Here is a 24,085-nt window from a genome sequence, read left to right on the forward strand (position 1 = left end):
GCAACTATGAGGAAGGAGTGGACGTAGATGAAACAAAATATCGGTACAGTGAATTCAATGGTGCGAATTGCGGGAGGACTGACTGTACTCGCATGGTCAATTGCGAAAATGGCTAGGGAGAAACCTTCTGGCGCTCAAATGTTTTTTTCCGTAATGGGTGCACAAAAAGTTGCGGAAGGAATTACTCGATACTGCCCGATGACGGATATGTTGGAATTGGATAAGTAGGAGGAAATAGAAGTGTGCGAGGCAGCAGCCTGCACACTTCTTAACAACCTTATACGTCCAGTATTCTGACTCAATCGAGCGGGGGCAGAACTAGTTTCCAGTGTGTTATTTCTCGAGCTCCAACAATTGCTTCTTCATTTCCAATCCACCCCGGAAGCCGGTCAATTTACCGTTTTTACCGATGACGCGATGGCAAGGGACGGTAATTAGTAAAGGATTGGCGCCAATAGCGGCTCCAACCGCCCGTACCGATTTCGGTTTTTGAATCCTCTCGGCAATATCTGAATAAGAAACTGTCTGTCCGAACGGGATTTCCTGCAAAGCCATCCAGACGGATTGTTGAAACGGAGTGCCATGCAAATCCAGTGGCATTGTAAACGTCTTTCGCGTCCCTTCGATATAGTCAATCAGTTCCTGTGCATAAGGTTCCATTACGGTATTATTTTCTACCAGATGATATCCGGGAAGTCGTTTTTTCGCCCATTCAGCAAGTTCCGCGAATGGGGCGTTGTGTGGACCGGCATAGCAAAGACCTTCAGCTGTAGCTGCCATATATATATTCCAATTCCCGTGGTTCAATAGCGTCCAATAGATGATACTATCATTGTTCTTTTTCATTCCTAAACTCCTTCCACTAGTTACTCAAAATCCTCTTAAAATGTATGAGCCTTTTCGACATCGAAAATCCCAACGATAGCTGTGATTATTTTATAATGAACTCTAGTCCGCAAGGTGTTTTCAATTTTCACACGTTAATGACAGTATACTACCTTTCTAGGATTTATACTTCATTTTTTCGGTACTTCGTCCAATGGTAACTTCCCCTATATTTGATTAAATTACTGGGAAACGGGAAAGGAATAGAATAGATTGGAGGTCATTTGGATGAAAAAAATAGGTGCATTATCTGTCGTAGGTACGTTATCACTCATGCTGATGGGCTGTGGTGACGACGTGAAGCAGGAGACGGACAACACTGCCGTGAAGGAAGATACCATTGTGGAAGAAAAGAATACGGCCGAATCTATAGACACTGATCAAAACAATAGCGCATCCACTCCTGCAGAAATGCTGGAGAAGATGGATGAACTGGAGTATGCAGAATTTGAATTGGAAGTTGAATATGCAGGAGGTACTGAATATGAAGTGGAAATCGATCAGAATAGTACCGGTACCGTTAATGCCAAAATTGAAGATTCATTAAATCATGTCGAGAAATATGGCAGCGATGCATTCAATGAATTGCACCCTCTTGTGCAACAGTTGACAATTACACAGGAGTCGAAGAAAGACGAGGTCATTTCAGAAGTTTTAACAACCTTCAACTTGCCGACTGACTATACGAAGTTCGATTTGGAAATTACGTTTAACGACGGAACGAAAATCGAATTTGAGGATAAGAAGAAATGAATAAAGCGATATTATCAAAACAAACGTGGGTTTTATACTCACGTTTGTTTTGATTTGTAATGGCTTCTGATCAATAATTGCGCTTCTTATCCAATAATGATATAATAGGGGTATAGGGTATATTGTGAATCGGGGTGAATGGTTTGTCTGAAACAAGTAAGAAAACAGTCCAACCAAACAAACAACAACTGTTAAATCGTTTAAAACGGATAGAAGGGCAAGTAAGAGGCGTTCATCAGATGATTGAGAATGACCGTTATTGTGTTGATATTCTCCATCAAATCAGTGCGATTCAATCTGCGATGAATAAGGTTTCATTAGCTTTATTGGAAGATCATACTCACCACTGCGTCGTGAAAGCGATTAAAGGACAAGATGGCGAAGCGGCAATTCAAGAGCTGATGAGCGTCATGAAAACGATGACCAAATAATTGTCCGGATTATTTTCTTGATATACCCGAATAGGGTATGGTATATTCAAATTAACAACACACTATTACTAGGAGGTTTTCACCATGAAAGAAGTTTTAAAAGTAGAAGGCATGTCTTGCGGCCACTGCGTAAAATCGATCGAGTCAAGCGTCGGTGAACTACAAGGTGTTTCCGTTGTTACAGTGGACCTTGCCACTAAAGAAGTAACAGTTGAGTTCGATAATAAAACAAATATCGCGCAAATAAAGGAAACGATTGAAGACCAAGGCTATGATATCGCTTAATTGAAGGCTTTTTACTAACCATATGGGGGTATATAGAAAGGGAAGTGGTTATACTACGTCGTATAATCCTTCTTTTTTCCATTCAATATACCCCTACCCCGTATAGGAGGAATACAGATGACGACAACAGAAAAAACCTTAAAAATTAACGGAATGACATGCGCGGCATGTGCAAACCGGATTGAAAAGGGATTATCCAAAATAGAAGGAGTCGAAAAGGCAAATGTCAACTTTGCTTTGGAAAGCTCCACAATCGTTTATGATCCAGTTAAAACGAATATCGATGAGTTCAAGTCGAGAATTGAAAAACTAGGGTATGACGTTATTCAAGATAAAACTGAATTTGATGTGTCAGGCATGACATGTGCGGCTTGTGCAACGAAAATTGAAAGACGTGTCAATAAAATGGATGGTGTATCAAATGCTACGGTCAATTTTGCACTTGAAACGCTGACAGTGGACTATGACAGCGGACAAACAAGCCCGAATGAAATGATGGCCAAAGTGAAGAAGATGGGCTATGAATTGATTCCAAAAACGAATGGCAAAGAAAAAATAGATCATAAGGAACAGGAAATTAAAAAACAATACCGGAAATTCATTTTTTCTGCAATACTGACTTTGCCATTATTGTGGACGATGGTAGCACATTTCGAATTCCTTTCTTTCCTTTATTTGCCGGCAATCTTAATGAATCCATGGGTGCAGCTGGCACTTGCGACACCTGTTCAATTCATCGTGGGGGCACAGTTTTATAAAGGTGCCTACAATTCATTGAGAAATCTGAGTGCCAATATGGATGTGCTTGTCGCACTGGGAACGAGCGCTGCCTATTTCTACAGCCTTTACTTAACTTTTGAATGGATGAATGCGGGTAGTGCCGGTCATCCGGAGCTCTACTTTGAAGCATCCGCAGTTATCATCACACTCATCGTTCTTGGTAAATTATTCGAAGTGAGAGCAAAAGGGAAAACGAGCCAGGCGATTCAAAAACTGCTTGGCCTGCAGGCGAAAACTGCACGAATTCTGAAGGATGGTATTGAACAAGAGATCCCCATAGAAGAAGTGGTTGCAGGGGACATCATCCTCGTAAAACCAGGTGAAAAAATTCCTGTCGATGGAGAAATTGTTTCCGGACAATCGGCGATTGATGAATCGATGATTACAGGTGAAAGTATTCCTGTCGATAAAGTACCTGGAAACTCCGTTATCGGGGCTACGATCAATAAAAATGGTTCATTGCAAATCAAAGCAACGAAGGTCGGTAAGGATAGCGCATTATCGCAAATCGTCAAAGTCGTTGAAGAAGCGCAAGGCTCCAAAGCTGAAATCCAACGTTTGGCGGATAGAATTTCGGGCATCTTTGTCCCTATCGTTGTCGGCATTGCTATTTTAACGTTCTTCATCTGGTATTTCGCTGTCACGCCGGGCGACTTCAGATCGGCACTCATTCCGACCATTTCCATTCTCGTCATTGCATGTCCGTGTGCACTTGGATTGGCAACACCGACTTCCATCATGGCAGGATCGGGTCGAGCTGCTGAAATGGGATTACTGTTTAAAGGCGGGGAGCATCTTGAAAATACCCGCTCCATTGACACGGTAGTGTTAGATAAAACAGGAACTGTTACAAAAGGTCAACCAGCGTTAACAGACGTTATCGTATCAGAAGGCTTTATTGAGCAAGATGTCCTTCAATTGGTCGCATCGGCTGAGAACCAGTCTGAGCATCCACTTGCGCAGGCAATCGTAACAGGCGTCAAAGAAAAAGGTGTCGAATTGATTGAAGTGGAAGCTTTCAACGCGCTTCCTGGATACGGAATTGAAGCGGAAGTTGCTGGAAAGCATTTATTTGTCGGTACGCGAAAATTAATGCGCAGCCGTAATGTTGACCTTCATGATATTGAATCCACGATGGAGAAAATGGAGAACGAAGGGAAAACAGCGATGCTTATCGCAATTGGCGGGAAGCTTGCGGGCGTCGTGGCGGTTGCGGATACTGTGAAAGAAACTTCCAAAGAGGCAATCAAAAGAATGCAGGAACTTGGACTCGATGTCATTATGCTGACAGGGGACAACAGACATACTGCTGAAGCAATCGGCCGGACAGTTGGACTGACTCATATCATTGCAGAAGTTCTTCCAGACCAGAAAAGCGATAAAATCAAAGAACTGCAATCTCAAGGAAAGAAAGTCGCAATGGTCGGCGATGGCATCAATGACGCTCCGGCGCTTGCTATGGCGGATATCGGTATGGCGGTCGGCACCGGAACGGATATTGCGATTGAGGCGGCAGACATTACGTTAATGCGCGGCGATCTAAATAGTGTTGCTGATGCCTTCATTATGAGTCGGAAGACGATGCGCAACATTAAGCAGAACCTGTTTTTCGCCTTCTTTTACAACACGATCGGCATACCTGTGGCGGCACTTGGTCTGTTAGCCCCATGGGTTGCGGGCGCCGCGATGGCCTTCAGCTCGGTATCGGTCGTACTGAACGCGCTTAGACTTCAACGAGTGAAACTGTAACAGCTTTCAAATACAAATACAAAAGCCCATCCATCCGGATGGGCTTTTACCTATGTTACTGAATGAGACTCTTCACAGCCTTTGACATCGTAGCGCCGTCTGTTTTGCCGGCTAGGAGCGGCTTAGCAATTTTCATTGCATCCCCCATGTTCATACCTTGGACGACTCCCGCTTCTGTCAGCAATGCCTTCACTTCATCCTCGCTTAATTGCTTCGGCAAGAATGATTTAAGCAAAACTAATTTCGCCTTTTCCTGTTCAATTAAATCTTCACGCTGCGCTTTTTCGGCACCTTCCAACGCTTGATTCGTCTGTTTGATTTCGCGGTTGACGATTGCGACTTCCTCTTCCTCTGTCAAAGCGGAACCCTTTTCTTTTTCAGCAAGGTCAAGTCCGGACTTCAAAATTGTCAACACGCCTTTGGAAAGGACATCCTTGTCTCTCATTGCCTGCTTTAGTTGTTCGAACACAGTTGTCTTTAACATCGTTCAAATCGCCTCTTTTCATTTATCGAATGCATCCAATCCACTCGAATTTGTTTAATAATTATAGAGGAGGCTGCCTTTAACTGCAACTTATGGGTATTGCAATAAGGAAGAGTAGAGAGAAAAAACACTATCACGTGAATAATTAATTACTTTACTTATAGTAAATCCGACCGATATTAGTAATCGTGTGTGGACTCGAATACAAAAATAATAGGAGATGTAGAGTATGTTTAAAAGTATAAAAAGTAAATTGTTGTTTTCTTTTTCATTGGTAATTTTATTAGTGCTTTTGTATGGCGTTTATAATATTTACGTAGTAATGAAGAGTAATGAAGAGGCAAGGAATATAGTGGAGAGAGAGCTTCCGCTATTGATTGCCCATGATAAGATGGCGTTGACAATGGCCAACCGTATTTCGACAGCCCGGGGATATGTCCTATACGGAGGAGATTTCAAGGACAGATTCAATGAGTATACTGAGCTTGGAAAGCAAAGTGAAGCAATCATTCGGGATATAAATGAAACGGAAGAGTTTGATCGTCTCATCGAGAAAACGATAGCATGGCGAACGATAATCAGTGAAGAAGTGTTTGGTGAGTATGATAAAGGTAACAAGGAGTTAGCGCTGAGAAACTTAGATCAGTCGACTCCGATGGTTCGTGAAATTATGGCAGGATATGAGAAATTGGCGGCAGATTATGAAAAAAATATTAATGCTGCAGAAGCGAAAATTATCGAAGACGGGAATCTGACGCTTAAGATTGTGAGCATTGTGACGGTTTTAGTCATCCTATTAAGTATAGCTGCTGCACTCTTAACAGCAGAACAAATTACAAAACCGATTAAGATGATAATGAATCGTATGACTGAGATGGCTAAAGGCGATTTAAGCGGTGAAAATATGATCACAACTGCCAAGGATGAGATTGGCCAGCTTGTCCATGCGGCAAATGAGATGAGCCATAACACCCGCAATTTGTTGAATACGATCAATGATATTTCAAGCTCTGTATCAGCCCAAAGTGAAGAGCTGACGCAATCCGCGACAGAAGTGAAATCCGCGACCGACCAGGTAGCTATGACGATGTATGATTTGGCGGAAGGTGCAGAATCTCAAGCGACACAAGCAGGTCATTTATCTGACTTGATGGACTCGTTCGTTCATCAAGTAGAAGAGGCAGATGAAAAAGGCGGACATATTCAAGTTGCGTCTACAAAAGTCTTGAACATGACTTCGGAAGGTCGCCGTTTAATGGATCTTTCCAATGAGCAAATGGGTAGAATTGATAGCATTGTGCAATTCTCGGTCGATAAAATACAAGGTTTGGATGCCCAATCACAGGAAATCTCGAAATTGGTTGTCGTCATTAAAGATATTGCGGACCAAACGAATTTATTAGCTTTAAATGCAGCTATCGAAGCGGCAAGGGCAGGCGAGCACGGCAAAGGGTTCGCAGTCGTAGCCGAAGAAGTGAGAAACTTGGCGGAACAGGTTTCCCTTTCCGTGACGGACATTACGAAAATTGTGGGTGACATACAATCCGAATCCAGTTCGGTGGCAGCATCCCTCATTGAAGGATATGGGGAAGTGGAAAAAGGTACAGAACAAATTACGCAGACGAGTCAAACGTTCAACGATATTAATGATGCTGTAACAGAAGTGGCCGCCCATATTACAACCATTTCAAGCAACTTATCGGAGATGGTTTCCCGCAGTCAGGAAATGCGCGGCTCAGTAGAGGAGATTGCAGCCATTACGCAAGAAACGTCTGCAGGCATTGAACAGACATCTGCTTCAGCGCAACAGACAAATAGCTCGATGGAAGAAGTGGCAATGAGCTCAGAACAGCTATCGAAATACGCTGAAGAACTCAATCGGAATGTTCTTCAATTTAAGTTGTAAACGGGAAAAGGGGGCTGTTCCGGAAATTATTCTGGAACAGCCCCTTATAGTTGACGCAAAGTGGCAGGCAAAAAGATGATATGAGTAGTTATCGATCAATCTTGTGAGGTTATCGTTCATTTCACAACGGATATCGATCAATTTCCGTGAGTTATCGTTCAATTCACAACGAATATCGACCAATTTCCGTGAGTTATCGTTCAATTCAAGAGAGTTATCGGTCACTTTCCGGAAGTTATCGTCATTTCGGGACCTTCGACTCAGTGAGAATCTGCTTAAATCTTCTTCACAAACTCTGATTTCAACTGCATTGCACCGAAACCGGCGATTTTGCAATCAATATCATGATCGCCTTCAACCAACTTGATGTTTTTCACCGTCGTTCCCATTTTGACGACGTTCGAGCTTCCTTTTACCTTTAAATCTTTGATGACAGTTACTGTATCACCGTCGTTCAATTCATTTCCATTCGCATCACGGACGACCGCAGCTTCTTCTTCGGTCTCCTGGGATTCCAATGTCCACTCGTGTGCACATTCAGGGCAAACAAACAGGTTTCCGTCTTCATATGTGTATTCGGAATTACATTTTGGACAATTAGGTAAATTATTCATGACTTGATTCCTCCATCTAGTAGTATCAATCATACTATAGCAAAGAACAGGATTAATCCAAGTCGGGCGGAAGCAAAACACAACGGCATTTGTATAAATCACAAGTATTTGCTATATTATAAGCAATATGGAATCACTGATGTGGCCAAGTAGATGAAAAATGTGAACCAGAAAGTATGGCAAATTGCTGAGAGCCGTACCACCGCTTTTCATTGAACCCTACCACGGAGATGTCATGCAAACATGACCGGGTCGTTTTCGTTACAGAACGTTCGAGGGCTTAGCATCGCTAGGCCGAATGAAGGTGGTACCACGTCTATCCAGCGCAAAGACGTCCTTATGTCAGGACAGCTTTGCGCTTTTTATTATGTATAGGGAGGAAATCAAGATGAGTAATCAGAAGAACGATTTTTCAAAATGGTATATCGACACGATCCAGAAGGCGGATTTAATGGATTATACACCGGTTCGTGGATGTATCGCATTCAAACCGGACGGCTACGAAATTTGGGAGCATATCCAAGCTGAAATGGATAAGCGTTTCAAGGAGACCGGCCACCGAAATGCATATTTCCCGATGCTAATTCCTGAGTCGTTTTTCCAAAAAGAGAAAGATCATATCGAAGGATTTTCTCCTGAATTACCATGGGTGACGGAAGCTGCAGGTGAGAAATTGGAAGAGCGTTTGGCATTGCGTCCGACGTCCGAGACGATGATCGGCCACTTGTATTCCGATTGGATCAAGAGTTATCGTGACCTTCCAGTATTGATCAACCAATGGGCGAACGTCTTCCGTTGGGAAAAAAGAACATTGCCTTTCATCCGTACGTCTGAGTTTTTATGGCAAGAAGGCCATACGGCGCATGTCGATGAAGAAGAAGCACGTGCAGAAACAATGCAGATGTTGAATATTTATAAAGAAGTCGTGGAAGAGCTATTGGCGATTCCAGTTTATGACGGACAAAAAACGCCTTCAGAACGTTTTGCAGGCGCAGTCGACACGTATTCAATCGAAGCGATGATGAAGGACGGGAAAGCGGTTCAAGCAGGTACGTCCCATTATTTAGGTACGAAGTTTGCGGAAGCATTCGACATCAAATATTTGACGAAGGAAAACCGTCATGAATTCGTCCATACGACATCATGGGGAACTTCGACGCGTTTGATCGGCTCGGTCATCATGGTTCACGGGGATGAGCAAGGACTTGTGCTGCCTCCACGTATTGCACCGACACAAGTTGTGTTAATCCCAGTCGGTCCTTGGAAGAAGAACCCAGCCATCATGGAGAAGTTGGATGAAGTCTTCGCTGAGTTGAAAGCGAAAGGCATCCGCGTGCGATTGGATGATTCCGATCAGTCTCCAGGATTCAAGTTCAATGAGTGGGAACTGAAAGGCGTTCCAGTCCGTGTTGAACTAGGACCACGTGATTTGGAGAACAATCAAGCGCTTATGAAAGCGCGCGACGAAGACGAAAAAGTCGCCATTGACTTGGCAAATATCGTCGACAGCATAGAACAGGAATTGCAAACGATGCAGACACGCCTGCTTGAAAAAGCGCGTGCTTTCCGGGCGGAGCATTCCCATACGCATATCGACACAATGGAGGACCTGACGAAGCATATCGCGGATTCGGCGGAGAAAGGCGAAATCCCTGGTTGGATTCTTGCCGGCTGGTGCGGCGAGGACGCGTGCGAAGAGCAAGTGAAGGAAGAAACAATGTTCACTACACGCAACATTCCATTCAATCCACCGGCTGAAAAGTCGACATGCATTAATTGTGGAAAAGACTCGAAACATACAGTTTGGTTTGCGAGAGCTTATTAATATTTTGAATGAATTAGGCTGCCATCCCTTGGGAGGCAGCCTTTTGCATGGAGATATTTTGTTATTGTGATCCATTTTATGGATAAAGAGAGCTGTTAAATGGTTAAGCGGTGATAAATAGATGCTGAGTGGTGATAACCTCATCGTGAGTGGTGATAAGGTGTCTCTGAGTGGTGATAAACCCATTATAAGTGGTGATAAATTTTCAAGTTGGCGTGATTCCGTGAGAATCGGTGGTAAAGCTCGCAAAGTTGATGGTAATCCCCCGATTCGGTGATAAACCATAGAGATTCGGTGATAAACCACCTAGATTCGGTGATAACGCCCCACAAGTCGGTGATAAACCGCCGAGATTCGGTGACAACTCATCCAACAGACTCCCGCCCCTCCCCATAAAAGTGTAGCCACGCTTCGTGAATGCCCCCCGCACAGTTTTCATTTGCTCGAAAAAGATTCTCGCAAGGCTCCATTTCCAGCAGCTCGGGCTGGGCGTTGCCGACGATGACGGAAGGGTGGCCGAGGGAAAGCATGTCCCTGTCATTGCCAGAATCGCCTGCGATCAGCAACTGGACCCCATCCATCGCATACCGTTCGAGTGCATATTCCAATGCATTCCCTTTGCCTGCTCCAAAAGGAAGTACGTCAATATCCCGGTTTGAGCTGAAGATGAACGTATGTGGAATCGCCTGGGCATCGAGTGCTTCCCGGAATTCATCCACCGCCCCGATATCATCAGACACAGTAAAGGAAACACGTCGATCATCGGGTAGCTCCTGTCTTTTCAAAGAAGGAAAAGTGGCCGCAATTTCGGCAATCATCTCAGGCTGCCAATCTTTCTGCATTCGCTCTTTCCAATCCGAAACTTCCATTAACCCGTCGGCATGATAAATAGACGTACCCACATCCGTTATAAGCAGATCGGGCATCGGCAACCCTTCTGCCGCGATAAGCGATTGGGCGGAGGGAAAATGCCTGCCAGTCACATAGAAGAGCGCGATCTCATGAGGCGCGCTGTTAAAGTACTCAAGCAGTCGCCCGAGCGCATCCACATCACCGACAAACGTTCCATCCAAATCAGTCGCTAGCAAATACTTTTTGTTTTTCAAACATGACCACCTCATACAATTCATCCATTTTCTTGGCGACAGTGTCCCAATCGAATTCCCGCCGCGCATAGGCAGCAGCACGCCTTCCGAGGGCACGGGCGAACTCATTATTTGCTGCAAGTAGCTTCATGGCGAATGCCAAATGCTCATGGTTTTCCTTTTCAATGTGGATGCCCGTCTCTCGATGGCGGACAACGTCCTGTAAACCTCCAACTTTCGAAGCGATGACAGGGCTTCCGCATGCTTGCGCTTCCGCAGCGACCATTCCGAACGATTCGTACGTAGAAGGTACAATGACGGCGGTCGCTTCGTTGAATAGATCAGCCAATTGGCGTTGGGTACGGGCTCCGATGAATTCGATATTCCGTTCCAATCCCTTAACCGCCTTTTTCAATTTAGGATCGGCCGGCAGTTTCTTTTGCATATCAATTTTATCCGGGTCTCCTCCTGCAATGACGAGCTTTGCGGATGGCGGCAGCTCATGCCGCTCCATTAGTAGTCTGAAGGCTTGAAGAAGCGTGTAGATTCCTTTCGTCTTTTCCAGCCTTCCCGCAAATGCGAAAAATGGCTGCCGTTTTTCCTTTTCGATAGTTGGCTTGAAGTTCTTGTCAACCCCTATGGGAATGACTTTAATGGGGGAAGGGTCTGCAACGAAGCTATGAATTAATTTCTTTTCGGTTGCAGTCGTAGCGACTACAGTGTCAGCTAACTGCAATATCAATTGCTCAGCGTCCATTCTTTTGGCTTCCCGAACGCCCGTCGCTTGCTCTTTGGCAATTGCTAGCGAGTGGGAAGTGTGAATCCATGGCAATCCATATTCCTCTGCCACTTTCGCGCCAAGAAGCCCGGAAAGCCAATAATGAGTATGCATCAAGTCATAGGACGACAAGTCGATTCGAGAACGCATTTCGTCATAAAAATCGTACAGCATGTCGTACATCTGGTTCTTCGGTACAAAGCCCTTCACCCCTGCCGATACACGGATTACTCGACATTTGGAGCCGAATTCCTCTATAGCAGGCGTTTTTGCATCAGCCCAATGGGTAATGACATCCACTGTATGGCCTTTTTTATCCAATGAAAGTGCTAACTGTTTTACGTAATTATTTTGTCCGCCTGCCTGTTCGCCTCCAAGCGGTGCAAGCGGATCGCCGTGATCAGAAATGAATACGATTCTTTTCTTCATGTAAATCTCTCCTTCGAAGATATCAGAAGTATCCTTGTATCTAATGTCTTTATATACCCTTATTGACAAATAGAAAACATAGTTAGAGAGCAAGCTTTACAATAAAATAAACTCCTCCCGGTAAGATAATCGGGAGGAGCCACATATCAATTAGTTGCCAATCGTATTCTCCATCACATTCAAGAGTTCTTCTGCAGTCATTGTCCGCTCGCCGCCACCTTGGACAAATGCATCATTTCCGCCACCTTTTCCGTTGAGTAAAGGCAAGGCTGAAGCGGAAACCAGTTTCATGCTTGTCTCGGCGGATGCGCCCCGGGCCGCAACGAATTGAAGACGTTCTTCATTTTCGGCAACGAGAAGGGCGATTGCCGAATCATCCTCCGTTACAATCATCCGTGCCAATTGTTGCAGCTCTTGTACAGTCCGATTACTAAATGAGGCTTTTACAATGTTGCCATTCTTATTATCCAATAAGTTTTTCATCTCGAAGAACAATAACTCTTCCTTTGCACTTTCCAATGCTTTTTCCAATGAATGATGAGAAGCTACTAATCGCTCGATTGCAACGCTTACACCTTCCTCAGGTGCGCTCAGCAGTTTGGAAGCTGTGGACAGCTCTTCATGCTTGCGATGCAGCTGTTGTAGAACCCGACCGCCACAAGCAAAGTGGACACGGACTTTCCGCTTCTGTTTTTCCGTGGAGAGGATTTTCAGCAACCCGATTTGCCCTGTCGAAGAAGGATGGGTGCCCCCGCAGCCGTTATAGTCGAAATCGGGTATAATGACGAGCCTGATCTCATCTGTCACGGCCAATTGTTTACGAAGCGAATACTCCGAAAGCTCGTCTTCCGTCACCCATTTTGTTTCAATAGGACGGTTTTCCAAAATGATATCATTCGCAAGCTTTTCAGCAGCAGCTAATTGCTCTGCTGTCACTTTTTCCGCGTCCAAGTCAATGGAAACGAGTCCTTTGCCTAGATGAAAACTGACTGTTTGGAATCCGAAAAGCCGGACAAAAGCAGCCGTCAAAATATGCTGCCCCGCATGCTGCTGCATATGGTCGAAACGGCGCTCCCAATCGATCTCGCCTACCACATCCTCTTTGGAATGAAGCTCTTCTTCAAGAAAATGACGGATTTCACCGTCCATCTCCTCCACATCAATCACTCGGATTCCTTCAATAGTTCCTGTATCATGCGGCTGCCCGCCGCCGGTCGGGTAAAACGCCGTGTTGTTCAATACGACATAGGGGCGCCCCTCCGGATCCATCCCATTTCCGATAATACGTGCACTAAATGACTGTTTATAGTTGTCTTGATAATAAATGCGATCCTTTAACATAAACCTGTCTCCTTGTGTAATCCGTTTACAAACAGTGTACAACAAACAGAAAAGGGCTTCCCACTTATTTCAGTGAGAAGCTCCGTACATTTTTTGTGCGAAAGGAAAGGATTCTTTCGACTAACCGATCATATTTATCTTTCCATAATACTCTCATTGCCAATGTCAGGAATAATAGAAAACCTAGAAGAACCAGTGAAACGATACTTGTTAATTGAAAGAACACCATCTCTTTGAAGCCGCCTAGCCCCATGGAGATGATAATGCTGCTGACAAAAACGATGAAACAGATCGGCAACATTTGTATGAATATATCCTGGTTCCTTCTTTTTAAATACTTCATCGTGAAAGGTGTAATGAATGCGATCAGTGTTATATATAATAAAACGATCAGCGTGTCGATGATAATCATGAAAATATCCATGCCCAAGAGCCTCCTTGCTATCTACTTCTCAATCTATACCCTATCTTCTTATAACATATGCATAAGAGCAGGCGAATCTACTTTTATACCTAAAAAAAAAGAAGGGGAAAAAGGATCCCCCCTTCTAGACTCCGTTCATTCGATAATTTCAAAGCTCTGTAGCATGTGATAGAACCTTGCACCATGGCCTTCTGCTGCTTCTAGGAAATAGTTCTCGGTAATGACAAAGCTCCCATCCTTGCCGTTGCTGATGACGTACACATCAATAACCTTTCCATCCCAAGTCGACTCAGTCAGTCCATGCAGCCAGAAACCTTCGACCGGCTCCGAGACCGTTTCAACTTCCCGCAGATCAGGGAAATCGACCTTCAACTTTTCCTCAAGCTCCTTCACAAGCGTTTCCGGTTTATCGGTTGGATATTGTTTGATTTCCATACTCACTTCAGGATATTTTTCAGGAAGAGGTTCGATTGTCGTAATGACATCGGAATCTTCCCCTTTGATCATTTTATAACGGGATTCATCCACATAAATGATATACTCGGAATCTTTTCCTTCATTCAAATGGACTTCCGTCGGCTCGTCCTGTCCTTCGATGCTTTGAATGATCTCCTTTTCGGGGACGAACATATCCTTAATGCCTTTGATCAACGCCAGGCCAGGGTCCGTCTGCAAGGTGAACGCAAGGACGAGTGCTGCCGCTGCAATGAGTATTGCAGGTATCCATCGTTTTTTTCTTTTCATTGTTGTCCTACTCCCTTCAAATAGCTCCTCGTTGATTTCATTCCAAATATCATCCTTCAGTTCATGTACATCCACATCGGTATGTTGTTCAAGCTCCCTCTTTATCCGATCATCAAATTTGCTCATCAGGACATATCCTCCTCTCGAGTAGCTTCCAATTGCTCTTTCAACCGCTTTCTTCCTTTGAATAATCGCGACTTTACGGTGTTCTGATTCATCCCTAAAATATCCGCAATCTCTTTTTCGGAAAATCCTTTGATGTATTTCAAGATAAGCGGAATACGATGAGTATCGTCCAATGCTTGAATAATATCGTAAAGCTCCGTCAATTGATCGAACGATTCCTCTACGAGGGAAGGGTCGTTTTCTTGTGTTTCGATAGTTGAAAGAGGGGATTCCCTTTTCAGTAAACGAAGACATTCATTCGTCAATATCCGATAAAACCAAGGATCGAATGGCAATGTTGGATTATAGCTGCCGATTTGCCTATACACCCGGATAAACGTTTCCTGCACCGCATCTTTCGCCATCTCTCGGTTGCGGGTGATTGCGCTTGCCGTCCGGATTGCCGGACCCGCATACGCTTCATAAAATTGACGGAATGCGGCTTGGTCGCCCGCCCGTATTTTCCGAACCCACTTTTCCTGCTGCACGCGGCACACTCCTTTCAGAACAACCTAGTTTGTTGCTCTCACTATATATACCCTCAGGTTTGCCGAAAAGTTTTCAGCGAAACAAAAAAACCACATCACTTACTCAAGTGATGTGGAAATCTCCTCAATCTTTTTCAATCGTATCCGTCGATTAGCGATACTAGGCAATGTCATCCCGATAAGGATGATCACAATTCCCGTAATCTGCAGAACGGTCATATGCTCATGCAGTAATATCATCGACACAGTAACAGCGACCGGCAGTTCAATCGCGCTTAATATTGACGCCATCCCTGTCCCGACTTTTGGAATGCCGATGGAGAAGAGCAGGATCGGCAAAATGATGCCGAACACTCCTAAAATCAGGCCATAAATCCATAAGCCGTTCAGCAATGTACCGTCCCAGACGATTTGAGGCTCTTGAAAGAAGGTGATGGCGACAGCGGCGAAGAATGACATGAACAATAGCCTAGTGATCATGTCCATCCCTCCAACTTGCCGCTGATTCACCATGAGGAATGCCGAGAAACTGACTGCCGAAACCATTCCCCAAGCCCATCCTTGCCAAGGGATGCCGCTTAAGTCGGCATCGACAACGCCTGCAGCTAAAATCGTACCTCCGAATAAAAACAGTAGTGAAATGACTTCAATTCGTTTCGGAAGTCGCCGGCGGGCGATGCAATCGAAAAGCATGCCGATCCATGTAAATTGAAAGAGCATGACGACTGCGAGGGAAGCGGGCATCAAGCTGACAGCTTTCCCATAAACTGTTCCTGTGATTGCTGTTAGCAGACCGGCGATGACCAGCGTAAAACCGCCGCCGAACTTCGGAAGTGTCCGTCGAGTGAAGAGATAAATGAGTACGGCTAATAGAAAACCGGTATAGTATTGGCTCGTTACTGCCTGGGGTGCTGTAAACCCGTCCGCAATGGCCAATTTAATGATAGTTGAAAGAATTCCATAGCTGCACGCCCCAAGAATGACGAACAGCGGATACATCCATAGTTTCATCTTGCAACCTCCAGTTCCAGTTCACGCAATAGTATAACACGGTTGGTCGAAATCAGTGCGGGTAGTCAATCTGTAGGACCCGCGTCCAAAGGTGGTATTCCCGCGTCCAAAGAGTGCGGCTTGGCGTCCAAAGCAGATCGTGACACATCCAAACCGAGCGATCCCGCGTCCATAGCAAGTGTTTACGCGTCCAAAATAAGCTATCCGCCATTAACAGTGATTACAGTTTGCACTATTTTTAAAAAACTTTAATTTGTTATATACAACATATAACAAGCGTGTTATACTCAATCTATAACAAACGGAGAGGTTGTGACGTTCATGTCTGAACTTGCAAACATACCTTGGAATCTAATTTTACCGATTCTTGTACTTCAACTCATCCTGGCGGTTGTCGCTTTGATTGATGTCATCAGAAATCAGCGGACAAACGGGCCGTTCATCATGTGGATTTTCATCATATTGCTCGTCAACATCGTTGGACCGATTTTGTATTTCATCTTCGGGAGGAAGCAATCATGACCAATTTGCTGCAGGTGCATGATCTAGAGAAAAACTATGGGAGTCATAATGCCGTGGCTTCTATTACATTCGAATTGGCGGAAGGGACATCAACGGCATTGATAGGTCCGAATGGAGCAGGGAAGACAACGACATTATCCATGCTCGCGGGTCTAGTCACGCCGACGAATGGATCCATTTTATTCCGAGGGAAACCAAAGCCGGATATCCGGGCATCTATCGGCTACCTTCCTCAATATCCCAAATTCTTCCCTTGGCTGACAGCACTTGAATTCACGGAGATGGCTGCAGTGTTAAGTGGTGTCGAAAAAAGGAAGGCATTAGCGGAAGCGAAAAAGACACTTGAGTTTGTCGGACTTGGGGATGCGATGAAAAAAAGGGCGGGAACGTTTTCCGGCGGGATGAAGCAACGTCTCGGATTGGCGCAGGCGATCGTTCATGAACCGGAGCTGCTGCTATTGGATGAGCCTGTGTCAGCGCTCGACCCGGTCGGACGGCGCCAGGTGATGAACTTATTGAAGGAACTTCAACAGAAGACGACCATCTTATATTCGACTCACATTTTGAATGATGCGGAAGAAATGACTGACCAACTGTTATTCCTAAGGAAAGGTGTCCTCGTTGAAAATGGATCGCTCGATTCCATCCGTGAGAAATACGCCAACCCTCGTATTCTCATCGATTTTGAGTCGGACATAGAGGCTGAAAGGTTTACCGCAATTTCCCCTTGGGCAGTCAGATTGGAAAAGAAGCAAGTATCCATCGATGCAGGCAAGGATGAGGTAAGTACGTCTGAAGTGGTAGCGTTATTGCATACAGAGTCTCTGCATATACGGAAAGTGGAATTGCAGACGGCTAGCTTGGAAGAAATTTTCATGAAAGTGGCGGTGGAGGAATGAGCAGCTTTAATGCATTATTGCACAAGGAATTACGGGAAAACATCCGTAATTTTAAAATGTATTGGATTCCGATTGTGTTCGTCATCTTTGGAATACTAGAGCCGATCTCGAACCATTTCCTCCCTGAAATTATGAAAAGCGTTGGTAACCTGCCGGAAGGGACAGATTTCGTCTGGCCGGAATTCCGGGGAGAAGATATTTTTGTTTCATTAATGGGCCAATACCAGTTGATCGGCATCCTCGTTATAATCCTCGCTTTCATGGGATCAATTTCAGGAGAGCGAAAAACCGGGACGGCAACGCTTCTATACGTGAGGCCGATGTCGTTTAGTCAATATTTCCTCAGTAAATGGATTGTCGTCAATGCGATTGTGTTGGCAAGTGTGTGGTTAGGTTTTTTTGCGGCATGGTATTATATCCGAATTTTATTCAACTCAGTGGCGGCAGGGGAAGTCTTCGCGTTTCTAGGGACTTATAGTTTATGGTTGGTCTTTGCTGTGACAGTTGTCCTTGCATTCAGCGCTTGTATGTCTACGGGAGGGGCGGCGGGGCTTTCAATTCTGGTCCTGCTCGTTTTCCAGGTCATTGACAGTATACTCGGCACGTACTGGACGGTGTCCCCATGGAAATTGAGCACGTATGCATCGAATGCATTCGGTGCATCTGATGGTCAGTCAGCTTATTGGATGAGTGTTGGACTTACGGGTATTCTCATTATTGTACTTGTCTTTTTCGGTATGTACATGGCGAAACGGAATGCTGCCAAGACCTTAGTCTAATCGTTATCTGACATTTCCCGGGGAATATCGACACCTAACGACATAATGTTTGCATTAAAAAGTAGAGGGCTTGGAAATTCCACCTCTACTTTTTTGCGATTATTTATATTTCTCCTCGCTGGAAGAACTGCTTTTCGTATCACGGTGATGGTCTTCCTCATGTTCTTCCAATCTTACATCCTCCAAAGGAATCGAATCGACGGTTTGCATATCCTCGTGCATGTCGTAGATGCTCTCCTTGTCAGTCGGCAAATTCTCTGGGTTGTCCATAAAGGGACCTTCGGCATTTTTTCGATCTTCTGAAGTGAAGGGTTTTTTCTTATTCATTGAAAGCACTTCCTTTCTTTCCTTATTCTATTCACGTGATTTGCCTGTACTAAACATTAAAATACAGACAAACAAAATGTGTTTTCAGTCGAATCTAGGGGTAAAGTATTAAAAATAAATTAAAAAGGAGTGTGTGAAACGTGGACAAGAGATACGTCGGTACGTTGAATAAAATTGATGCTGCACTCTACAAGATTACCGAACTCACATCGCAAGGTTATTCTGAAGAACAAATCCATGCCGTTGCAAATACGGATGATGATCTCGCACAACTGCGAAGACAAACGTTTGTCGCTTTGGATGGAAGGGAAGAAGAGAATTTTCTTGATCGATTCAAGGGAATGTTTATTGACAATGGAACAAAGCAACAAATGATATTCGAAGAGATGGGTTTCTCAAAGCGGGAAGCTGAAAGCATCTATGATGAAATGAAGGACGGCGGCATTGCAATTTTTGTCGAAGATGTCGAACCCGAACTGGCAATGGAAGGGCGTGGAGGCGGTGAAGTCGAAGACACGGAAAGGGATAGTAGGGCACAAATGACAGACAGCGGTGAAATGCTGTCAGGCGATAACATCTTGCAACCGAGGGATGAGAATGCCGGGACGGTCCCGCGAATCAATACTGATCATTTATAATGAAGGGAAGGCTGCCTCCCTTTAAGGAGACAGCCCACCTTTTGTTACTTTAGCGACGCTCATTTTTGTAATTGCCGAAACGATCCTTGAATTCGCCGATTTCCTGCTGTGCTTCGCCTTTCAATTTATCCAGTTTTCCTTCAGCCTGCAGCATTGGATCGTCCGTCGCGTTACCAAATTGGTCTTTTGCTTCACCTTTGACTTTATTCACGACGCCTTTGAACTTGTCTGAGTTTCCTCTTTCGCTCATGATAAAACCTCCTCAAAGAGTAGTAGTTTTTAAATACCCCATAGGGAAAAAGGCAAACGTAAAAATTTAATGGTTTAAGATTCCCGAACTGGCAAGAGTGGATAGTCCTTGAAAATTATGTCGTAAATTTGGATGAACTTACCTGTTCCGGTATTTAAGTGATTTATATAATAGAAGTGTACATATAGCATTTCTTGGAGGAGATGGAATGATAAGAAAAGGTCGTTTTGCAGTTTGGAACGGTAAAGAATATCCCATCGTATCCCAACGACGTAAATATTTTTTGCAGTCTGGGAATCCGGAAGACAAGGAAATAGGATTTGTTGAAATGGGAACGAATGGTCATTTATTCAAGGAAGTCGACACGGATGTATTGGAAGACGCTTATGAAGTTTTCCCATATGCCATTCTGTCGGGTCATCGTTTTGCGGTGGAGAGTTATGAGCAGGAGACAGGCATGGTGACGTTCGTGACGAATAATCCATTCGCCCATAAGAAAGTCGCTGTAAGTCCTTACGGCAAAGATGGATTTCGAATTGATCTTCCGCTGGACGAAGTTGTAATCTTGGAAGACCGCATTCCTATTTTAAGATTTGAAGAATGAATCAGGACAGATGAAGGAAGATGTAATCTTCCTTCATCTGCTATTTTTTTGATGTTCGCAAACGTATACAAAACATCATCCGATTCTGAAGGGCTTCCCCGCCCATCTGTGTTATTGGAAATGAAGTAAAGTGACTCCCCGTCCGAATGGATATCCCGAATACGACCATAGCCTTCAATTTTTTCTGCAATCTCCATCGTTTCCGGGTCAATCACTAAAATGGCTTCCCCTCTGAGAGCCGCAACATATAGCAGGCCGTTGTGAAACGTCATTCCGGACGGCGCCCATGTCTCGTTTGTCCCCGAAGTGAGCAGCGGCGAAAGCATGCCTTGCTTGCTCTCAATCCCTTCGATTTCGGGCCATCCATAATTTCCACCTTGAACAATCTTGTTTATTTCGTCATTTGCGGACTGCCCATGCTCCGAAGAATAAAGTTCCCCCTCCGCATTCCATGCAAGCCCTTGTGGATTGCGGTGCCCCAAACTGACAATGGTGACACTGCCCTCATCCTGCAGTTTTACTATTTTACCGTTGAATGAATTCGGGTCTTGTGCATTTTCAGGAGCAGCTCCGTCACCAATCGTGGCAAAAAGAACCCCTTCCGGTGATAATGCAAGCCGTCCCCCGTGATGGACAGGCCCTGATTCAATTCCATCCAAAAGGATTTCCGTCTCCTCCCATTCCTCTCCGGCGTACTTCAGCGTCACAATTCGATTGACGGGAGCTCCGTCCGAATTGTACGTGTAATACGCATAGGCGAGTCCGGATTCAACGAAATCATCGTGAAGAACAAACCCCAGCAATCCTGCTTCTGCAGCATTTGAAAGTGGATCTGACAGACGTACTTCCTCCCGTATCGTTTTCCCGTTCTTCTCGACTCTTACAATCGCCCCAGCCCTTTCTGAAATGAAAAAACGTTCCCCGTCGGAAGCAATAGACCAGGGGGCTTCCAGATTCGTGGCCAGTCGTTTGGCAGGAATATAGGTTGCAGCCGTTTTACCATTCAAAGAACAACCCGCCAATACCGCTAGACTCATGATGAATAAAAGAAGCTTCTTCAATTGAAACATCTCCTTCCAAAGGCACTATTTCAGAACAATATACCGCAATTGGATAATTTATGCTCGAATTGTATGAAACCTATAAAAAATCGGACATGCTAGATGGCACATACAGGAAGGAGGAAACAAAATGGCTAATGAACAAAAAGGAGTGTCGAGGCGCGATTTCCTTAAAACGACAGGAATCGCCACAGGAGCATTAGTTGGAGGGGGGCTGATCGGGGGTCTTGTCGGCTATAACGTTAATAAAGACGGAGTGCAAACGAAGGGTGGCACGCAAAACGCGGAAAACCATGATACGACCTCGGTGAAAGGCTTAATGTTCTTCACGAAACGTGCTGATTTCAATATACTTTCCCAAGCCGTTGAACGGATTTTTCCGGAGGACGATCTCGGGCCGGGTGCAATCGGTCTTGGTGTTCCTTATTTTATAGATAACCAGTTGGCGGGAAACTACGGTAGCAACGCGCGCGAGTATATGCAAGGTCCGTTTTTTGCAGGGGAAGCGACACAAGGATATCAAAGCAGGCTGACTCGGGCAGAGATTTTCCGACAGGGAATTGCAATGATGGAAGATGAGGCGCAGAAACGATTTCAGAAAGGATTTACCGAGTTGGATGGCGGGCAAATGGATGAGATTCTTACTTCCATCCAAAAAAACGAAGTGGAGATGAAAGGTGTATCGTCGGAATTCTTTTTCCGGCTGCTCCGCCAAGCGACATTGGAAGGAGCTTATGCCGATCCGATCTATAACGGCAATACGAACATGGACGGGTGGCGGATGAAAGGATTCCCTGGCCATCAAATGGCATATATCAATGTAATCGAAGAAGAGAAGTTTCAAAAGATCGAACCAAAATCAATTAGCAGTATGCAGCATTGACGGAGGGATTAACTGATGGCGAAAACATTGGATAAGGTTGATGTAGTGACGGTAGGAGTCGGTTGGATGGGCGGCATTATCGCAGCCGAATGCGCAAAGGCGGGATTGAAAGTACGCGGGTTGGAAAGAGGGAAACCGCGGGGCACTGAAGATTATCTAATGGTGCATGATGAATATCGGTATGCAATACGCTATGAACTGATGCAGGATTTGTCGAAGGAGACGATTACGTTTCGCAACCATCGTAAAATGCGTGCGCTCCCAATGAGGCAGTTGGGTTCATTTCTCCTTGGCGAGGGTCTTGGCGGTGCGGGAACACACTGGAATGGCCACACTTTCCGCTTCTTGCCTTACGATTTTCAAATTAAGACAATGACCGAGAAAAAATACGGGAAAAACAAACTTTCAAAAGAGTACTTACTGCAGGATTGGGGAGTTACGTACGACGAATTGGAGCCGTATTTTGACAAGTACGAAAAAACGACAGGCATATCGGGAGAAAATACAAACCCATTCGCGGGTAAGCGCTCCTCGGAGTTTCCGACACCGCCGATGAAAAAGACGCCTATTCTGAAAAAGTTTGAAAATGCTACATCTTCCTTGGGCTACCATCCATACATGTTACCGTCCGCAAACCTGTCTGAAGTATACGAAAACCCGGATGGCCAAACAATCGGCGCTTGCCAGTACTGCGGATTTTGCGAACGGTTCGGCTGTGAATATGGGGCAAAAACATCTCCGGAAATTACTGTTGTCCCAACAGCCATGAAAACTGGGAACTTCGATATTACGTTTCATGCGAACGTCGTTGAGGTTCTAAAGTCGGGGAACAAAGTGACGGGTGTTAGATATGTAGACACGCAATCAGGCGAGGAGTTCATCCAGCCTGCCGAAGTGGTAGTCCTCACAAGTTATGTAATGAACAATGCAAAACTACTTATGGTCTCCAAAATCGGTGAGCAATATAATCCCGATACGGGAAGAGGAACACTGGGTAAAAATTATGGATATCAAATTTTACCGACCGTAACCGGATTCTTCAATGAACAGATGAATGTATTCATGGGTGCAGGTGCCCTAGGCATGACAATTGATGATTTCAATGGCGACAGTTTTGATCATTCCGATCTCGATTTCATTCACGGGGCGAGCATTTCAATTACGCAAACCGGATACAGGCCGATACAGATAAATCCGGTTCCGCCAGAAACCCCGGCGTGGGGCTCAGATTTCAAAAAGGCATCGATTGAAAATTATACTCGCATGTTATCAATTGGCGGTCAAGGTGCTTCCATGCCGCATAAGGAAAACTTTATGTCGCTTGACCCAGACTATCGTGATGCATACGGCGTACCGCTTTTGCAGCTGACGTACAACTTCACGGAACAGGACCGCAATATGCATAAGTACCTTACTGACCGGATTGCGGAGATTATGAAGGAAATGGGTGCGAAAACCGTAGTCCCTGGAAATCCTATTTCCGACTATGACATAGTTCCTTATCAAACAACACATAATACGGGTGGAACAATTATGGGCACGGATCCAGCCAATAGTGTTGTCAACACCTATTTGCAGCATTGGGACGCGGAGAATCTATTCGTCGTCGGTGCGGGGAACTTCCCTCATAATGGCGGTTATAACCCAACCGGAACGATTGGCGCATTGGCATATCGCACTGCTGAAGCTATTTTAAAGTACAGCAAAAACGGCGGTTCACTCGTGTGAATGAAGGGAGAAGTTTCATTTGAATTTAGCAGCTATTGGCGTTCCCGGATTAATCATCATCTTAGTCATCGTCCTTATTTTATTCGGGCCTCGAAAGTTACCGGAAGTCGGCTCTGCGGTCGGTAAAACATTGGCAGAATTCAAAAAATCAGCCCGCGACATTCTTGAAGATGAAGAAGTAAAGGATACGCCGAAGAAAACGGATATTCCGTAAGCA

Annotated in this window: 28 protein-coding genes; 15 read left to right on the forward strand and 13 right to left on the reverse strand. The window is 44.9% G+C overall.

The genetic code is table 11. The features are described from left to right. Nucleotides 1-27 precede the first annotated feature (27 nt). Nucleotides 28-228: a YgaP family membrane protein gene (locus M3152_RS00235; RefSeq protein ID WP_251692966.1), complete on the forward strand. Its 201-nt coding sequence runs from the start codon at nt 28-30 to the stop codon at nt 226-228. A gap of 105 nt (nt 229-333) precedes the next feature. On the opposite strand, the gene M3152_RS00240 is transcribed toward M3152_RS00235, so the two are convergent. Beyond that, the gene (locus tag M3152_RS00240) at nt 334-846 is read right to left on the reverse strand and encodes a methylated-DNA--[protein]-cysteine S-methyltransferase (RefSeq protein ID WP_251692968.1); all 513 of its coding nucleotides are present in this window, start codon (nt 844-846) and stop codon (nt 334-336) included. 267 nt (nt 847-1,113) lie between these two features. Between M3152_RS00240 and M3152_RS00245 the strand changes: the two genes are divergently transcribed. From M3152_RS00245 to M3152_RS00260, 4 genes are all read left to right on the forward strand, one after another. Further along, complete coding sequence (locus M3152_RS00245; protein ID WP_251692970.1) at nt 1,114-1,638, forward strand: YusW family protein; 525 nt, start codon at nt 1,114-1,116, stop codon at nt 1,636-1,638. A 143-nt stretch (nt 1,639-1,781) separates the two neighbouring features. Then, entirely contained in the window at nt 1,782-2,069 is a 288-nt protein-coding gene (locus M3152_RS00250) for a metal-sensitive transcriptional regulator (protein WP_251692972.1), read from the forward strand. An 84-nt stretch (nt 2,070-2,153) separates the two neighbouring features. Then, nucleotides 2,154-2,354, forward strand: a complete 201-nt coding sequence (copZ, locus tag M3152_RS00255) for a copper chaperone CopZ (RefSeq protein WP_251692974.1) — start codon at nt 2,154-2,156, stop codon at nt 2,352-2,354. Between the two features lie 117 nt (nt 2,355-2,471). After that, nucleotides 2,472-4,883 (forward strand): heavy metal translocating P-type ATPase, encoded by a 2,412-nt coding sequence (locus M3152_RS00260; protein ID WP_251692976.1) that lies wholly within the window; start codon nt 2,472-2,474, stop codon nt 4,881-4,883. Between the two features lie 55 nt (nt 4,884-4,938). Here M3152_RS00260 and M3152_RS00265 read toward each other — a convergent pair whose 3' ends face one another. Beyond that, the gene (locus M3152_RS00265; protein WP_251692978.1) at nt 4,939-5,367 is read right to left on the reverse strand and encodes a GatB/YqeY domain-containing protein; all 429 of its coding nucleotides are present in this window, start codon (nt 5,365-5,367) and stop codon (nt 4,939-4,941) included. A gap of 229 nt (nt 5,368-5,596) precedes the next feature. On the opposite strand from M3152_RS00265, the gene M3152_RS00270 reads away from it, so the two are divergent. After that, nucleotides 5,597-7,273, forward strand: coding sequence for a methyl-accepting chemotaxis protein (locus M3152_RS00270; RefSeq protein WP_251692979.1), 1,677 nt, complete (start codon nt 5,597-5,599; stop codon nt 7,271-7,273). A 275-nt stretch (nt 7,274-7,548) separates the two neighbouring features. Here M3152_RS00270 and M3152_RS00275 read toward each other — a convergent pair whose 3' ends face one another. Then, nucleotides 7,549-7,887: a zinc ribbon domain-containing protein YjdM gene (locus M3152_RS00275; protein ID WP_251692981.1), complete on the reverse strand. Its 339-nt coding sequence runs from the start codon at nt 7,885-7,887 to the stop codon at nt 7,549-7,551. Nucleotides 7,888-8,275: 388 nt separating this feature from the next. Between M3152_RS00275 and proS the strand changes: the two genes are divergently transcribed. After that, nucleotides 8,276-9,712, forward strand: coding sequence for a proline--tRNA ligase (proS, locus tag M3152_RS00280; protein WP_251692982.1), 1,437 nt, complete (start codon nt 8,276-8,278; stop codon nt 9,710-9,712). A 365-nt stretch (nt 9,713-10,077) separates the two neighbouring features. Here the strand turns inward: proS and M3152_RS00285 are convergent, their stop codons facing one another. From M3152_RS00285 to M3152_RS00315, 7 genes are all read right to left on the reverse strand, one after another. Then, nucleotides 10,078-10,818, reverse strand: coding sequence for an HAD-IIB family hydrolase (locus M3152_RS00285; RefSeq protein WP_251692984.1), 741 nt, complete (start codon nt 10,816-10,818; stop codon nt 10,078-10,080). Beyond that, nucleotides 10,787-12,004: a glycosyltransferase gene (locus M3152_RS00290; protein WP_251692986.1), complete on the reverse strand. Its 1,218-nt coding sequence runs from the start codon at nt 12,002-12,004 to the stop codon at nt 10,787-10,789. The genes M3152_RS00285 and M3152_RS00290 overlap by 32 nt, the downstream gene beginning before the upstream one ends. 150 nt (nt 12,005-12,154) lie before the next feature. Then, nucleotides 12,155-13,345: an alanyl-tRNA editing protein gene (locus M3152_RS00295; RefSeq protein WP_251692988.1), complete on the reverse strand. Its 1,191-nt coding sequence runs from the start codon at nt 13,343-13,345 to the stop codon at nt 12,155-12,157. Between the two features lie 64 nt (nt 13,346-13,409). Further along, the gene (locus M3152_RS00300; RefSeq protein ID WP_251692990.1) at nt 13,410-13,769 is read right to left on the reverse strand and encodes a hypothetical protein; all 360 of its coding nucleotides are present in this window, start codon (nt 13,767-13,769) and stop codon (nt 13,410-13,412) included. Between the two features lie 135 nt (nt 13,770-13,904). Further along, nucleotides 13,905-14,639 (reverse strand): hypothetical protein, encoded by a 735-nt coding sequence (locus tag M3152_RS00305; RefSeq protein WP_251692992.1) that lies wholly within the window; start codon nt 14,637-14,639, stop codon nt 13,905-13,907. Next, entirely contained in the window at nt 14,639-15,166 is a 528-nt protein-coding gene (locus tag M3152_RS00310) for an RNA polymerase sigma factor (protein WP_251692994.1), read from the reverse strand. The genes M3152_RS00305 and M3152_RS00310 overlap by 1 nt, the downstream gene beginning before the upstream one ends. A gap of 99 nt (nt 15,167-15,265) precedes the next feature. Beyond that, nucleotides 15,266-16,177: an EamA family transporter gene (locus M3152_RS00315; RefSeq protein WP_251692996.1), complete on the reverse strand. Its 912-nt coding sequence runs from the start codon at nt 16,175-16,177 to the stop codon at nt 15,266-15,268. Nucleotides 16,178-16,498: 321 nt separating this feature from the next. On the opposite strand from M3152_RS00315, the gene M3152_RS00320 reads away from it, so the two are divergent. The 3 genes from M3152_RS00320 to M3152_RS00330 are packed head-to-tail and all read left to right on the forward strand — an operon-like array spanning nt 16,499 to nt 18,377. After that, nucleotides 16,499-16,699 (forward strand): PLDc N-terminal domain-containing protein, encoded by a 201-nt coding sequence (locus M3152_RS00320; protein ID WP_251692998.1) that lies wholly within the window; start codon nt 16,499-16,501, stop codon nt 16,697-16,699. Further along, a complete protein-coding gene (locus M3152_RS00325; protein WP_251693000.1) occupies nt 16,696-17,598 on the forward strand; it encodes an ABC transporter ATP-binding protein in 903 nt (300 codons plus the stop codon). Before M3152_RS00320 ends, M3152_RS00325 begins: the two co-directional genes overlap by 4 nt. After that, nucleotides 17,595-18,377, forward strand: coding sequence for an ABC transporter permease (locus M3152_RS00330; RefSeq protein ID WP_251693002.1), 783 nt, complete (start codon nt 17,595-17,597; stop codon nt 18,375-18,377). Before M3152_RS00325 ends, M3152_RS00330 begins: the two co-directional genes overlap by 4 nt. A gap of 99 nt (nt 18,378-18,476) precedes the next feature. Here the strand turns inward: M3152_RS00330 and M3152_RS00335 are convergent, their stop codons facing one another. Then, nucleotides 18,477-18,704 carry a hypothetical protein gene (locus M3152_RS00335; RefSeq protein WP_251693004.1) on the reverse strand — a complete coding sequence of 76 codons (228 nt, stop codon included), beginning with the start codon at nt 18,702-18,704 and terminating at the stop codon, nt 18,477-18,479. Between the two features lie 140 nt (nt 18,705-18,844). Between M3152_RS00335 and M3152_RS00340 the strand changes: the two genes are divergently transcribed. Beyond that, nucleotides 18,845-19,342, forward strand: coding sequence for a general stress protein (locus M3152_RS00340; RefSeq protein ID WP_251693006.1), 498 nt, complete (start codon nt 18,845-18,847; stop codon nt 19,340-19,342). 49 nt (nt 19,343-19,391) lie between these two features. On the opposite strand, the gene M3152_RS00345 is transcribed toward M3152_RS00340, so the two are convergent. Then, nucleotides 19,392-19,592 (reverse strand): CsbD family protein, encoded by a 201-nt coding sequence (locus tag M3152_RS00345; RefSeq protein WP_251693008.1) that lies wholly within the window; start codon nt 19,590-19,592, stop codon nt 19,392-19,394. 208 nt (nt 19,593-19,800) lie between these two features. Here M3152_RS00345 and M3152_RS00350 point away from each other — a divergent pair, with 208 nt between their 5' ends. Beyond that, nucleotides 19,801-20,196, forward strand: a complete 396-nt coding sequence (locus M3152_RS00350; RefSeq protein WP_251693010.1) for a hypothetical protein — start codon at nt 19,801-19,803, stop codon at nt 20,194-20,196. On the opposite strand, the gene M3152_RS00355 is transcribed toward M3152_RS00350, so the two are convergent. After that, nucleotides 20,106-21,257: a PQQ-dependent sugar dehydrogenase gene (locus M3152_RS00355; protein ID WP_251693012.1), complete on the reverse strand. Its 1,152-nt coding sequence runs from the start codon at nt 21,255-21,257 to the stop codon at nt 20,106-20,108. The genes M3152_RS00350 and M3152_RS00355 overlap by 91 nt on opposite strands. Nucleotides 21,258-21,387: 130 nt before the next feature. Here M3152_RS00355 and M3152_RS00360 point away from each other — a divergent pair, with 130 nt between their 5' ends. The 3 genes from M3152_RS00360 to tatA are packed head-to-tail and all read left to right on the forward strand — an operon-like array spanning nt 21,388 to nt 24,082. After that, a complete protein-coding gene (locus M3152_RS00360) occupies nt 21,388-22,140 on the forward strand; it encodes a gluconate 2-dehydrogenase subunit 3 family protein (protein WP_251693014.1) in 753 nt (250 codons plus the stop codon). Between the two features lie 15 nt (nt 22,141-22,155). Beyond that, nucleotides 22,156-23,868, forward strand: a complete 1,713-nt coding sequence (locus tag M3152_RS00365) for a GMC family oxidoreductase (RefSeq protein WP_251693016.1) — start codon at nt 22,156-22,158, stop codon at nt 23,866-23,868. Nucleotides 23,869-23,887: 19 nt separating this feature from the next. After that, nucleotides 23,888-24,082, forward strand: coding sequence for a twin-arginine translocase TatA/TatE family subunit (gene tatA / locus M3152_RS00370; protein WP_251693018.1), 195 nt, complete (start codon nt 23,888-23,890; stop codon nt 24,080-24,082). Nucleotides 24,083-24,085: the final 3 nt, after the last annotated feature.

It is taken from the genome of Sporosarcina luteola (genome assembly GCF_023715245.1).
In the GTDB taxonomy this organism is placed as follows: domain Bacteria; phylum Bacillota; class Bacilli; order Bacillales_A; family Planococcaceae; genus Sporosarcina; species Sporosarcina luteola_C.